The sequence below is a fragment of the Pseudorhodoferax sp. Leaf265 genome, from assembly GCF_001422365.1.
Lineage (GTDB): Bacteria > Pseudomonadota > Gammaproteobacteria > Burkholderiales > Burkholderiaceae_C > Pseudorhodoferax.
The window spans coordinates 477,229-490,659 of record NZ_LMMT01000039.1 but is presented as its reverse complement, the minus strand read 5'-3'; the positions used below and the strand labels follow the sequence as shown (position 1 = coordinate 490,659).

Annotated in this window: 14 protein-coding genes; 8 read left to right on the top strand and 6 right to left on the bottom strand. The window is 69.4% G+C overall.

The features are described from left to right. Positions 1-119: 119 nt before the first annotated feature. The 7 genes from rpmB (at position 120) to ASF45_RS31190 (ending at position 5,081) form a co-directional block, all read left to right on the top strand. On the top strand, positions 120-356 hold the full coding sequence (gene rpmB / locus ASF45_RS31220; protein ID WP_056672771.1) for a 50S ribosomal protein L28: 237 nt from the start codon (positions 120-122) through the stop codon (positions 354-356). A gap of 16 nt (positions 357-372) precedes the next feature. Continuing rightward, positions 373-543 carry a 50S ribosomal protein L33 gene (gene rpmG / locus ASF45_RS31215; protein ID WP_056672770.1) on the top strand — a complete coding sequence of 57 codons (171 nt, stop codon included), beginning with the start codon at positions 373-375 and terminating at the stop codon, positions 541-543. Positions 544-666: 123 nt separating this feature from the next. Then, positions 667-1,521, top strand: a complete 855-nt coding sequence (locus ASF45_RS31210; protein ID WP_056672913.1) for a 3',5'-nucleoside bisphosphate phosphatase — start codon at positions 667-669, stop codon at positions 1,519-1,521. After that, on the top strand, positions 1,518-2,405 hold the full coding sequence (locus ASF45_RS31205; protein WP_235581083.1) for a DMT family transporter: 888 nt from the start codon (positions 1,518-1,520) through the stop codon (positions 2,403-2,405). Before ASF45_RS31210 ends, ASF45_RS31205 begins: the two co-directional genes overlap by 4 nt. Before the next feature lie 4 nt (positions 2,406-2,409). Continuing rightward, complete coding sequence (locus ASF45_RS31200; protein WP_056672769.1) at positions 2,410-3,045, top strand: L-threonylcarbamoyladenylate synthase; 636 nt, start codon at positions 2,410-2,412, stop codon at positions 3,043-3,045. 10 nt (positions 3,046-3,055) lie between these two features. Continuing rightward, positions 3,056-3,724: a site-2 protease family protein gene (locus tag ASF45_RS31195; protein ID WP_056672907.1), complete on the top strand. Its 669-nt coding sequence runs from the start codon at positions 3,056-3,058 to the stop codon at positions 3,722-3,724. 10 nt (positions 3,725-3,734) lie between these two features. After that, a complete protein-coding gene (locus ASF45_RS31190; protein WP_056672768.1) occupies positions 3,735-5,081 on the top strand; it encodes a tryptophan--tRNA ligase in 1,347 nt (448 codons plus the stop codon). Here ASF45_RS31190 and ASF45_RS31185 read toward each other — a convergent pair. The 6 genes from ASF45_RS31185 to ligD all read right to left on the bottom strand — a co-directional run bounded on the left by ASF45_RS31185 (position 5,072) and on the right by ligD (position 12,631). Next, a complete protein-coding gene (locus tag ASF45_RS31185) occupies positions 5,072-5,509 on the bottom strand; it encodes an OsmC family protein (RefSeq protein WP_056672767.1) in 438 nt (145 codons plus the stop codon). The two genes, ASF45_RS31190 and ASF45_RS31185, sit on opposite strands and share 10 nt — an antisense overlap. A gap of 102 nt (positions 5,510-5,611) precedes the next feature. Beyond that, a complete protein-coding gene (locus tag ASF45_RS31180) occupies positions 5,612-6,247 on the bottom strand; it encodes a superoxide dismutase family protein (RefSeq protein ID WP_056672766.1) in 636 nt (211 codons plus the stop codon). Positions 6,248-6,458: 211 nt separating this feature from the next. Continuing rightward, positions 6,459-6,683: a hypothetical protein gene (locus ASF45_RS31175; RefSeq protein ID WP_056672765.1), complete on the bottom strand. Its 225-nt coding sequence runs from the start codon at positions 6,681-6,683 to the stop codon at positions 6,459-6,461. Between the two features lie 127 nt (positions 6,684-6,810). Further along, a complete protein-coding gene (glgX, locus tag ASF45_RS31170; protein WP_056672764.1) occupies positions 6,811-8,931 on the bottom strand; it encodes a glycogen debranching protein GlgX in 2,121 nt (706 codons plus the stop codon). Between the two features lie 175 nt (positions 8,932-9,106). Next, positions 9,107-10,015 (bottom strand): hypothetical protein, encoded by a 909-nt coding sequence (locus ASF45_RS31165; protein WP_200932236.1) that lies wholly within the window; start codon positions 10,013-10,015, stop codon positions 9,107-9,109. Between the two features lie 123 nt (positions 10,016-10,138). Further along, positions 10,139-12,631, bottom strand: a complete 2,493-nt coding sequence (ligD, locus tag ASF45_RS31160) for a DNA ligase D (protein WP_056672762.1) — start codon at positions 12,629-12,631, stop codon at positions 10,139-10,141. Between the two features lie 158 nt (positions 12,632-12,789). Between ligD and ASF45_RS31155 the strand changes: the two genes are divergently transcribed. After that, positions 12,790-13,428, top strand: a complete 639-nt coding sequence (locus tag ASF45_RS31155; RefSeq protein ID WP_056672761.1) for a phosphatidylcholine/phosphatidylserine synthase — start codon at positions 12,790-12,792, stop codon at positions 13,426-13,428. Positions 13,429-13,431: the final 3 nt, after the last annotated feature.

Here is a 13,431-nt window from a genome sequence, read left to right as displayed (position 1 = left end):
GAATCGCCCGGCAAACGACAGGAAACCGCCACCTGCTTCTTGGCGAGGTCAAGCTGCAAAACACCCGGCCGCGTCTTCCGCGCGGCATGGTGCCAGCTGTCATTACGAGGAAGTGACCCATGTCACGCGTATGTGAAGTCACGGGCAAGGGCCCGATGGTCGGGAACAATGTTTCCCACGCCAACAACAAGACCAAGCGCCGGTTCCTGCCGAACCTGCAATACCGCCGCTTCTGGGTGGAGACCGAGAACCGTTGGGTGCGCCTGCGCATCTCCAACGCCGGCCTGCGCCTGATCGACAAGAACGGCATCGACGCTGTGCTCGCAGACCTGCGCGCACGCGGCCAAGCAGCTTAAGCGAAGGGGAATCACCATGGCTACCAAAGGCGGACGCGAGAAGATCAAGCTGGAATCTACTGCCGGCACCGGTCACTTCTACACCACGACCAAGAACAAGAAGCTCATGCCCGAGAAGATGCTGATCACCAAGTTCGATCCCAAGGCTCGCAAGCACGTCGAGTACAAGGAAATCAAGCTGAAGTGATGGCTGGGCTCCGGCCCGCAGCACCCTCCACGAACCCGCTCCACCGAGCGGGTTTTGTTTTTTGGGCGGCCACTGCCGCCGGGGCGACCTTCGAGAATGGAGGGTCCACCTAGAATGCCCGCCGTGCCTTCCATCCTCAACGCCGACCTGCATTGCCATTCCGTCGTCTCCGACGGCACGCTGACCCCGGAGGAGCTGGCGCAGCGCGCAAGCGCCAACGGCGTCGAACTGTGGGCCCTGACGGACCACGACGAGATCGGCGGCCAGCAGCGCGCCGCGGCCGCGGCCAAGGCCCATGGCATGCGCTACCTGACTGGCGCCGAGATCTCCGTCACCTTCGCGGGCGAGACCGTGCACATCGTGGGCCTGGGCTTCGACGCCGAAGACCCGCGCATGCAGCAGGGCCTGGCCGACACGCGCGACGGCCGTGGCCCGCGCGCGCGGGAGATGGCCGAGGGCCTGGCCAAGGTCGGCATCGTCGGGGCCTACGAGGGCGCGCTCAAGTTCGTCGGCAACCCGGCACTGATCTCGCGCACCCACTTCGCGCGCTTCCTGGTCGAGGCCGGCCACTGCAAGGACACGCCCGAGGTGTTCCGCAAGTACCTCACCGAAGGCAAGCCCGGCTACGTGCCGCACCGCTGGGCCAACCTCAGGGACGCCGTCACCTGGATCACCCAGTGTGGCGGCATCGCCGTGATCGCCCATCCGGGCCGCTACAAGTTCAACGCCACCGAGGAATACGCGCTGTTCAGCGAGTTCAAGGCCCACGGCGGCCGCGGCGTCGAAGTCGTGACCGGCAGCCACACGCCAGCCGAGTACGTGGAGTACGCGGGCGTGGCACGCGAGTTCGGCCTCGCGGCCTCGCGCGGCAGCGACTTCCACAGCCCGGGCGAGAGCCATTGCGACCTGGGGGCGCTGCCCTACCTGCCGGGCGACCTGACCCCCGTCTGGGAGCTGCTGGCGGACCGCATCCAGTGAGTCCGGCCGCACCGCCCGCCTCGCCATTGGGCGGCATTGCGCTGGTGCTGTGCGCCGTCGCCTGCTTCGCTGTGCTGGACACCACCACCAAGGCCGTCACCGTGACCGTGCCGCTGCTGATGGGCCTGTGGTTCCGCTACGCATTCCAGGCCATCGCCACCACGGCCATCGTGCTGCCGCGCCAGGGCCTGAAGATGCTGCGCACGGCCCATCCGCGCTTCCAGCTGCTGCGCGGGGTGCTGCTGCTCACCAGCAGCCTGCTGGCCTTCCTGAGCCTCAAGACCATGCCGGTCGGCGAGTTCACGGCCATCGTCATGATCACGCCGCTGGTCATCACCTTGCTGGCCGCGCGCACGCTGGGCGAACGTGTGTCGCCGCAGCGCTGGGCGCTGGTGATCGGCGGCTTCGTCGGCACGATGGTCATCATCCGGCCCGGCGACGAAGCCTTCGACTGGCGGCTGCTGCTGCCGCTGGCCCTGGTGGCGACCAACGCCTGGTTCCAGGTGCTGACCAGCAAGCTCGCGCGCACCGATGCACCGCTGACCACCCACCTGTACACCGGCTGGATCGGCACGCTGGCGGCCTCCATCCCGCTGCCCTTCGTCTGGGTGCAGTTGCCGGATTGGCGGCTGTGGGCCGGGCTGCTGCTCATGGGCATGATGGCCACCGTCGGCCATTTCCTGCTAATCCTGGGCTACTCGCGTGCGCCGGCCGCCACGCTGACGCCTTACCTCTACGGCCAGATCGGCTTCGCCATGCTCGGCGGCTGGCTGGTCTTCTCGCACGTACCGGACGGCTGGTCGCTGCTGGGCATGGCGCTGGTCGCCGTCTGCGGCGCGCTTGGCGCCTGGCTCACGCTGCGCGAGGGCCGTCTTTCCAGGTGACACCATGGCCCAGTACTTCGAACTCCATCCCGAGAATCCGCAGCCGCGCCTGCTCAAGCAGGCCGTGGCGCTGCTCGCCAAGGGCGACGTGATCGCCGTGCCGACGGACTCCAGCTACGCGCTGGTCTGCCACCTGGACGACAAGTCCGCCGTGGACCGCATGCGCCGCCTGCGCGGTGTGGACGAGAAACACCACCTCACGCTGCTGTGCCGCGACCTGTCCGAACTCGCCAACTACGCGCGCGTGGACAACAAGCAGTACCGGCTGCTCAAGTCGGCCACGCCAGGCGCCTACACCTTCATCCTGGAAGCCAGCAAGGAAGTGCCGCGCCGCGTGAGCCATCCCTCGCGCAAGACCATCGGCCTGCGCGTGCCCGAGCACAAGGCGCTGCAGGACCTGCTGGCCCTGCACGGCGCGCCGCTGCTGGCCACCACGCTGATCCCGCCTGGCGAGACCGAGCCGCTGCACGACGCGGCCGAGATCCGCGAGCGCTTCGAGCACCAGCTGGCGGCCGTGCTCGACGCTGGCGCCTGCCCGTCCGAGCCGACCACGGTGATCGACCTGGTGCCCATGGGCACGGGCGGCGAGCCCGAGATCGTGCGCGAAGGCCGTGGCTCCCTGGCCGCGCTGGGCCTGTGAGAATCCGCCCGTGAATTTCGACGCCATCCTCCAGAACCTGCTGATCTTCGCGCTGCCCGTGCTTTTCGCCATCACGGTGCACGAAGCGGCCCACGGCTACGTGGCCCGGCACTACGGCGACAACACCGCCTACCTGCTCGGCCGCGTGACGCTGAACCCGGTCAAGCACATCGACCCCCTGGGCACCATCGTGATGCCCATCATGCTGTACCTGGCGACCTCGGGCGCCTTCGTGTTCGGCTACGCCAAGCCCGTGCCGGTTCAGTTCGGCCGGCTGCGCAACCCCAAGCGCGACATGGTCTGGGTGGCCCTGGCCGGCCCACTGGCCAACCTGGTGCAGGCCCTGCTGTGGGGCGTCGCGTTCTACCTGCTGGTGGCCGTGGGCGTCACCGAGCCCTTCTTCGTCAAGATGTGCCAGGCCGGCATGCTGGTCAACGTGGTGATGTTCGCCTTCAACCTGTTCCCGCTGCCGCCACTGGACGGCGGGCGCGTGCTGGTCGGGCTGCTGCCGTACAAGCAGGCGGTGCTGCTGTCGCGTGTAGAGCCCTGGGGCTTCTTCATCGTCATGGGCCTGGTGCTGGCCGGCGTGGTCGGCACGCTGTGGCTGCGCCCCATCATGGGCCTGACCTTCGAGTTCCTCGACCTGCTGCTGACGCCTTTTTCCCTCCTGATCCGCTGAGACCCCTCCCATGAGCACGCTGCGCGTCCTGACCGGCATCACCACCACCGGCACCCCCCACCTGGGCAACTACGTGGGCGCCATCCGCCCAGCCATCCGCGCCAGCCAGGCGGCCGGCACCGACAGCTTCTACTTCCTCGCCGACTACCACGCGCTGATCAAGACCGACGATCCGCAGCGCATCCAGCGATCCACGCTGGAGATCGCCGCGACCTGGCTGGCCGGCGGGCTGGACCCCGAGCGCGTGACCTTCTACCGCCAGTCCGACATCCCCGAGATCCCCGAACTCACCTGGTTCCTGACCTGCGTGACGGGCAAGGGCATCCTGAACCGCGCCCACGCCTACAAGGCCGCGGTGGACCGCAACGCCGCCGCCGGTGCCGAGCCCGACCACGACGTGACGGCCGGCCTGTTCATGTACCCCGTGCTGATGGGCGCCGACATCCTGATGTTCAACGCCCACAAGGTGCCCGTGGGCCGCGACCAGGTACAGCACATCGAGATGGCGCGCGACATGGCGCAGCGCTTCAACCACGCCTATGGCGAGCATTTCGTGCTGCCCGAGGCGGCCGTCGAAGAAGACGTGGCACTGCTGCCCGGGCTGGACGGACGCAAGATGAGCAAGAGCTACGACAACACCATCCCGCTGTTCGCGCCGCGCGAGCAGATGCGCAAGCTCATCGCCGGCATCGTGACCGACTCGCGCGGCCCCGGCGAGCCCAAGGACACCGAGGGCTCGGCCCTGTTCCAGATCTACCAGGCCTTCGCCGAGCCCGCCGAGACAGACGCCTTTCGCCGCGCGTTCGAAGGCGGCATCTCCTGGGCCGATGCCAAGCAGGCCCTGTTCGAACGCATCGACCGCGAGGTCGGCCCCATGCGCGCCACCTACCAGCGCTGCATCGACGATCCCGCCAGCGTCGAGCGCGTGCTGCTGGCCGGTGCCCAGAAGGCCCGCCGCACGGCCAGCCCCTTCATCGCCACGCTGCGCCACGCCGTGGGCCTGCGCCCGCTCGGCGCCCAGGTGCAAACGGCCAAGCCTGCGAAGGCGGCCAAGGCCGCGCTGCCGGCCTTCAAGCAATACCGTGAGGCCGATGGGCTGTTCTACTTCAAGCTGGTCGATGCGGGCGGTGCGCTGCTGCTGCAAAGCCAGGGCTTTGCGTCGCCCAAGGAAGCCGGCCAGGCCATCGCGCAACTGACGCGCGACGGCGCCGCCGGCCTCACGGCCCTGGCCGCGCAACTCGCGCGCACGGAGCCCGGCGCCGCTGCGGCGTTGGCCCAACTGGCTGCCCCCAAGGCCGACAACGGCTCGGTCGCGGGTGAAGAAGACCCTGGATCTGCGGTCGAACCTCAGGCCTGAAGCGTCGCCGAGAGCGTGATCTCGGGCACCGCGGCCAGCGCCTTGGACAGCGGGCAGCCGGCCTTGGCACCCCGGGCCAGCTCCTGGAATTTGGCCTCGTCCAGCCCCGCCGCCTTGGCGGTCAGCGTCAACGCGATGCGGTCGATCTTGAAGCCCTCACCGTCCTTGACGAGACGCACGCTGGCCTGGGTGTCGGCCTGCTGCAACGCCACGCCGGCTTTCTCGCACGCGAAGGCAAACGCCATCGTGAAGCAGGCAGCGTGCGCGGCGCCGACGATCTCCTCCGGATTGGTGCCACGCCGGTCGTCCTCGAAGCGGCTGGCAAATCCATAGGGGTAGTCCTTCAGCGCGCCGGTCTCGGTGCTGATCGCGCCCTTGCCGGTCTTGCCGGCCCCTTCCCAGTGCACGCTGGCCTTCTTCTCGCTCATGGTGGTTTCCTTTCGGGTTGAAGTGTTCACTTGCACCGCGGGCTGACGAGGCCCGCATCGGGCCGGAGCAGGCGCGCCCGCACGCGCCGCGTGGTCCATGGTTCAGCGCAGATGGCGCGAGGTGGGCACGCTGCCGACCACGGCGTCCAGCCGCGCGGGCTCGATCACGCCGCACAGCACGCGGCCGCCCGAATTGCCGGCCGGGTTGGTCCTGTAGTCGTCTGCGTCGGCGTGCACGACGAGCGAGCGGCCGAGCACGGAGTTCTTGGCCCCCCGCAGCAGCGTGATCTTGGGGTTGGTGAAGCGCAGCACGCCCTTGCCCTGGCCATCGACGAGCAGGTTGGGCACATCCCCGGCATGGCGCTGCGCGTCGTGTTCGGGGTGTCCATGGCGCCCCGTGGCCTCCGGGTCGAAATGCCCGCCCGCGGCACCGAAGGGGATGGTCTTGCCGCTGGGGTCGGGCCCCGGCGCGCACTGGCCGTTGACGTGGATGTGCAGGCCATGCAGGCCCGGCGTGAGGCCCTCGGCGTTCACGACGATCTCCACGCCCTCGGCCACGGAGCTCAGCACGGCCTGCCCGCGCGGCTGGCCGTCGACCGCCACGAGTTTGACCAGCGCACTCGATCCGGCGCGCGGCGTCGGCACGGCGGCTGGATTGCCGACGCCCTGCGCGCAGCCCGCCAGCAGGGCAGCTGCGGCCAGCAGGGTCGGCAAGGGGTGGCGTGCGGGCTGGTTCATGCGGGTCTCCTCGTAAGGCGCGTACGGCGCGGCCAATCTAGCACCGTAGCAATAGCCCGCGCGTAGGAAAGCAGCGCTTGTCACACCAGGTCATGCTCGACTGCGCGACCGGCCGCGCGTGGTACCACCGCATCCGCTTTCCGATGCAATTGCGCGACATGCGGCCAAGTCCGGCGGCCCGGCCCGTAGGCCGCGCCGCCCTGACCACCCTTCACGGACCGGCTTCGAGCACCAGCTCCAGGCCGAGCTTGCCGACCAGGAAGGCGATGGCCGACAGCATGAACAGCCAGGCCAGGGCGAGCAACTGCTCCATGTGGTCACCGGGCGCCAGCAGCATGCCGGCGAACGCCAGGCAGGCCAGCATGATCGCGGCGTAGAAGCCTTCGGTGGTGCGGCGGTTCAGCAGCGCAAGCACGCTGCGGCTCGCATGCGTCATGGACGATTCTCCGGATCGGACGATGGGGACACGGAACAACCGTCACCGTGACGGGTTGCCTGCAGCCTATGACCCCCTCCGAGCGTGCCGGATCGGTGCGCGGCGCAAGCCGCAGTAGGAGAACGCCCTACCCCGCCGGACCCTGCGTCAGCACCATCATGGCGTGGGCCTTGAGCCGCAGCTTGGCACCCGGCGCGATGCGCCGGGCGCGCCGTGCCGGCAGCTGCGCGCGGTCGGTCGCGATGCGCAGCTGCCAGGCCGGGCCGAAGCGCGTCTCGGGCGGAACCGTGAACAGATGCGCCTCGGGCGCACCGTTGAACAGCAGCAGCACCGAGGGGCCGGGCTGCGTCGCACGGCCCTTGGCGTGGTCGGCAGCCCCGTCGAACACGAGTTGCAGGCAGCGCGCACCAGGGTGCTGCCACTCGTCCTCGGTCATGGGCAGGCCCCAGACGCTGTACCAGGTGGCGTCGGGATGCTCGCCATCGCCCACCGGCCAGTGCGGGCTGCGCAGCACGGCCAGCTCCTTGCGCAGCCGGATCAGCTTGGCCGTGAACGCGAACAGCGCGTCGTCGCGCGCGCCGTCGCTCCAGTCGAACCAGGAGATCGGGCTGTCCTGGCAGTAGGCGTTGTTGTTGCCCTGCTGGGTGCGGCCGATCTCGTCGCCGCCCAGCAGCAGCGGCACGCCGCGCGACATGAACAGCGTGGCCAGCAGGTTGCGCTGCTGGCGCGCGCGCAAGGCCAGCACGCCGGCGTCCTCGGTCGGACCTTCGGCGCCGCAGTTCCAGCTGCGGTTGTGGCTCTCGCCATCGCGGTTGTCCTCGCCGTTGGCCTCGTTGTGCTTCTCGTTGTAGCTGACCAAGTCGCGCAGCGTGAAGCCGTCGTGCACGGTCACGATGTTGACACTGGCCGAGGGTGGGCGGCGCGAGGGCGCGAAGATCTCGGGCGTACCGCACAGCCGGGAAGCGAAGGTGGGCAGGCTGTCGTCGGCATTGCGCCAGAAGTCGCGCACCTCGTCGCGGTAGCTGCCGTTCCACTCCGACCAGCCGACCGGAAAGCCGCCGACCTGGTAGCCGTAGTCGCCCAGGTCCCAGGGCTCTGCGATCATCTTGACGCGGCGCAGCACCGGGTCCTGCGCCACGGCCGAGAGAAACGGCGTGCGGTGGTCGAAGGCGCCCGCCGCGTCGCGCGAGATCGCCGGCGCCAGGTCGAAGCGAAAGCCATCCACGTGCATTTCCTCGACCCAGTAGCGCAGGCTGTCCATGACCATGCGCAGCACGGGCGGGTTGCTCACGTCCAGCGTGTTGCCGGTGCCGCTGAAGTCGTTGTAGTAGCGCCGGTCTTCCGTCAGCCGGTAGTAGGCCGCGTTGTCGATGCCCTTGAAGCACATGGTCGGGCCCAGGTGGTTGCCCTCGCAGGTGTGGTTGTAGACCACGTCCAGGATCACCTCGATGCCGGCCTGGTGCAGTGCCTTGACCATGCCGCGGAACTCGGCCACGCCGCCGTCCGTGCCCTTGAAGCAGTAGCGTGGCTCCGGCGCGAAGAAGCCGATGGTGTTGTAGCCCCAGAAATTGGCCAGGCCCGCGTCGACCAGCCGGCCCTCGTCGTTGAAGGCCTGCACGGGCAGCAACTGCACGGCCGTGACGCCCAGGCGCTTGAGGTAGTCGACCGCCGCCTGGTTGGCCAGGCCGGCGAAGGTGCCGCGCAACTCCTCGGGCACGCCCGGCATGCTCTTGGTGAAGCCGCGCACGTTGACCTCGTAGAAGATCGAGTCGGCCATGGGAACGGCCGGCGGCCGGTCGCCCTGCCAGTCGAAATCGGGCGCGATCACGACGGACTTGGCCGCCACGGCCGCGCTGTCGCTGTCGTCGCGCGCGAGGTCCTGCTCCTCATGGCCCAGCGGATAGCCGAAGGTCACGGCATCGCCGCGCAGCGGCCGGTCGATGGCGCGGGTGTAGGGGTCCAGCAGCAGCTTGGCCGGGTTGCAGCGCTGGCCGTTGCCGGGATCGAAGGGCCCCAGCACGCGCACGCCGTAGCGGGTGCCGGGCTCGAGACCGGGCACGAAGCCGTGCCAGATGTCCTCCGTGCGCGCCGGCAGCCGGATGCGCCGCAGCTCCTCGCGCCCCTCGGCATCGAACAGGCACAGTTCGACGGCTTCGGCCGCACTCGAATAAAGCGCGAAGTTCGCACCGCCGTCGCGCAGGTGCATGCCCATGGGCCAGGGAAGGCCCGGATCGCAGGTGTCTGTCATAGGTTCTTGTGGCAAGCAAGCGCCGGGCCGCGGCGCGGGGATCGGGTTCGCGTCCGACTCAACGGACGAACAAGGCGATCAGGATGATGATGGGGATGGGCACGCCGAGAAAGAACAGCAGCAGGGAGCGCATGAAGACCTCCGGGTTGTGTGAAGAGGATGGAAGGGAGAGAACTCAGGCGTCGCGTTCGCGGCCGCCCCAGGTGGCCGCCAGGCTGCCGCTGAAGGCGCCCAGCAGCATGGAGACGAACAACCACAGCGTGGCCGTGATGCCGGCCTTGCGCGCCTTCTCGGCAGCGTCGCGCGCAGCGGCTTCGGCCTCGCGCGCCTTGGCCTGCATGCGGGCCACGGTGTCGGCCACACGCTGCTCGGCCTCCTGCGGGGACAGACCCGTGCGCTCGGTCACGAGCTGCCCCAGGTAGCGCTGGTCTTCGGCCGCCAATGGCTTGTCCTTGCCGGCCTGCGCCAGGATGCGGGCCACCTCGGCCGCGGGCACCGGTTCGGCCGCAGCCACCTCGCCGGCCTGGGCCGGACCCGCCGGGCGGCGGAACATGCTGTCGATGAAATAACTGGCCGGGCCCTCGCCGCCCGATGCGCCCGCGTCCTGCGCGGCTGTCGCCACCGCGGCGGTGGCGGCACCGCCCGCCACCGTGGCCCCCACCTTCACCGCACTGCCCACCACGCTGCCGATGGCGGTCGTCAGCAAGGCGGCCGTGGCCAGCGTGGCAACGGCCCAGGCCAGAAAGCCGTGGGCGGTGTCGCGGAAGAACACCTCGTCGCCCTGCACACCGGCCCAGCGCGTGCGCAGCCGGCCGGCGATGTAGCCGCCCATGCCCGATGCCAGCGCCTGCGTGACCATGACCCAGACGATGGCCGACATGCCCAGCGCCATGGCGCTGGCGCCTGCACCGCCATACGGCGACAGCGAGGTCAGGCCCAGGCCTGCACCCAGGATCAGCAGGATCAGCGAGAGCGCCGCGGCGGCGGCGCCGCCTGCCAGGATGGCGCCCCAGGAAACGGCGCCGGCCGGTGCGTCGACGGCGGTTTCAAGCCGCGTCGATGCCAAGGGAAGGGAAGCTGCCACCGGTCTCTCCTGTTGTTGAGGTCTGCGCCATTGTTCGCAGCGCCCCGCGCGGAATTCGTCGGACGGCGAGGCCGCCGCATGTAGGAAATCAGGCCCGCTTGTGCAGCAGCCGCCTGGCGTTGTTCAGTGCGGTGTGAAGCCGATGGTTTTCATCGCGGTCTTGAGCGAGGTGGCGGCGCGCGCATAGCCCTGCCAGGGCGCGTTGCCCACGTCCAACCGCTCGTGCACGTTGCGCACGTTCCATTGGTCGCTGCTCTTCAGGGAGGCCAGCTCATCCCAGGCCAGCGGCACCGAGGCGCCCATGCCGGGCCGCGCGCGCGCCGACCAGGCGCAGACCGTGGTCGCCCCCTGCCCGTTGCGCAGGTAGTCCACGAAGATCTTGCCGACGCGGTTGCGCGGCCCGCTCTTGGCCACGAAGCGGTCGGGGATGGTGCGCGCGAGGTGCTGCACGACGGCCTGGGCGAAGCCCTTGGCATGGCCCCAGCTGTGCAGCCGCTTGATCGGCACGACCACGTGCAGCCCCTTGCCGCCGCTGGTCTTGAGAAAGGCCGGCAGGCCCAGTTGCTCCAGGAAGGCGTGCACGAGTTCGGCCGCCTCCTGCATCTGGCGCCAGCGCACGCCCTCGCCCGGGTCCAGGTCGAAGACGAGCCGGTCGGGCCGCCCGAAGGACGCGGCCAGGGCGTTCATGGAATGCAGCTCCACCACGTTCCATTGCGCGGCCGACAGCAGGCCGCGCGCGCTGGCCACGGCCAGCAGCGGCGCGTGGCCGGGGTCCAGCGCCGGATCGAGTTGGCGCAGGCCGGGCAGCTTCTCGATCTCGGCATGCTTCTGGAAAAACAGCTGCTTGCCGATGCCGGCCGGCGCGCGCACCAGCGCCACGGGCCGGTGGCCCTTGAGGTGCTCGAGCACCAGATCGCCCACCAGCGCGTAATAGCGCACGAGGTCCATCTTGGTCGTGCCGGTGCTGGCGTCGATCACGCGCTCGGGGTGCGTGACCTTGAGCCTGGTCGACAGCGCGTGGCTGCCGCTGTCGTCCGGTGTCTTGCGTGGTACGGCCTTGGGCGGCGGGGCGGCGCGCTCGCGCACGATGGCCTGGGCCGGCTTGTCGCTGCGCAGGCCGTGGAACACCGCATGGCGGATGCGGCCACTGCGCGTCCATTCGCCGAACGTGACCTCGGCCACCAGTTGCGGCTTCACCCAGTGCGGCTTGCCCTCCACATCGGCCGTGTCCGCCAGCGGGCTGCGTGGCGTGGCCAGGTCTGCCAACTGGCGCGCGAGCTTCTTGAGCGCGGTCTGGTCGAAGCCCGTGCCGACCTTGCCCGCATAGACCAGCTTGCCATCCTTGCCGTGCACACCCAGCAGCAGCGCGCCGAAGCCGGTGCGGCTGCCCTGCGGCTCGGTGAAGCCCACGACCACGAACTCCTGGCGCTGGCTGCACTTGAGCTTGAGCCAGCTGTCGCTGCGGCGCGAAACGTAGGGCGCATCCTTGCGCTTGGCGATCACGCCTTCCAGGCCCAGCTTGCAGGCGGTGCCGACCACCTCGCCGGGCGGTGCGTCGAAGGTGGCCGAATAGAACACGAGGTCGGACTTCTTGCCCTCCAGCAGCGAGGCCAGCAGCGCGCGACGCGCCTGCAGGGGCTGCTCGCGCAGGTCGTGGCCGCCGCAGTAGGGCAGGTCGAACAGGTAGTAGACGATGGATTGGGTCCGGGAGGCGTCGAAGGCCTGCTGCAACGCGCCGAAATCGGGCAGTCCGTTGTGGTCCATCACGACGATCTCGCCGTCGTACCAGCCCTCGGGCAGGTCCAGGCGCAGGAGCTCGGCATGCAGCGCCTTGAGCTTGTGCGTCCAGTCGTTGCCGTTGCGCGTGAACAGCTGCACCCGCTGCTTGCTGGCGCGGCCTTCGACGCGCGCAAGCAGCCGGTAGCCGTCGAACTTGATCTCGTAGACCCAGTCGGCCGGATCGGCCGGCGGCCGGCTCGCGAGCGTCGCCAACTGTGGCACGAGCGTGGCCGGCAACGCGGCCTGCGGCGGCTGCGCCGCCTTCGGCGCTGGCGGCACAGCGAGGGCCTTGACGCTGTCGGGCATCTCGTCGACCACACTGAACTCCGTGGCCGGCCGCTCGAACGCGTCCTTCTCCTTCACCAGCAGCCAGGGCGGCTGGCGGTCCTTGCCCTTGCCGTGCATGCGCACGAGCGCCCAGCGGCCTTGCAGCTTGTGGCCGTGCAACTCGAACTTGAGGTTGCCCTTGGCCAAGCCGGCCGCGGGATCGCCCACCGGGGTCCAGTGGCCCTTGTCCCAGACGATGACCTTGCCCGCGCCGTACTGCCCCTCGGGAATCTGGCCCTCGAAGCTGGAATAGGAGATCGGATGGTCCTCCACCTGCACGGCGAGCCGCTTGTCGTGCGGATCGAGACTGGGGCCCTTGGGCACGGCCCAGCTCTTCATCGTGCCGTCGATCTCGAGCCGGAAATCGTAGTGCAGACTGCTGGCCCAGTGCTTCTGCACGACGAAGCTCAGCTGGCCGGCCGGCGAGCGCTTGCCGCCGCTGCGGGGCTCGGAGGTGCGACCGAAGTCGCGCTTGGCGTGGTAGGCGGCGAGGGCGGCAGGAGTGGCCATGGTCCGACCAGCTTGCCGCCAGACCCGTGCGGACGGCTGTCGTCGCGCAACGCCAAGCCCTGTCAGCCACCGCCGTTCGCCTACAGCCGATGGCAAGCTTGCCCCACAGCCGGCACGCACAATGGCCATCAAGCTCCAGGCTCCTGGAGAATCCTCACATGAGCGCCCTGCCCCAATCCTCACGCCACTTCTCCATGCTGCGCGGCTTCCACCTCGCGGACTTCTTCACGCTGGGCAACGCGGCCTTCGGCATGGCCTCGGTGTTCCTGGCGATGCAATTCCTCGTCACGCGGGACACGGCGCACTTCCTGCTGGCCGCGCTGATGACCCCGATCGCGTTCGTGTTCGACGTGCTCGACGGCCGCATCGCGCGCTGGCGCCAGCAGCATTCGGCGCTGGGGCGTGAGCTCGACTCGCTGGCCGACGTCATCTCGTTCGGCGTGGGTCCGGCCACGCTGGGCTTCGCGGCGGGCCTCACCGGCGGCTGGGACATCGCCGTGCTCGTCTACTTCGTCTGCTGCGGCGTGAGCCGCCTGGCGCGCTTCAACGTGACGGCCGAGGCGCTCGCCGAGGGCAGCGAGGGCGGCAAGGTCAAGTACTTCGAGGGCACGCCGATTCCCACCAGCGTGGTACTGACAGGCGTGCTGGCCTTCGCTGCATGGCAGGGCCGCATCGGCGACGGGCTCTACGGTGGCGCCTGGCTGCTGGGGCCATGGACGCTGCACCCGATGGCCTTGCTGTTCGCGCTGTCGGGCACGCTGATGATCAGCAAGACCCTGCGCATTCCCAAGTGGTGAATG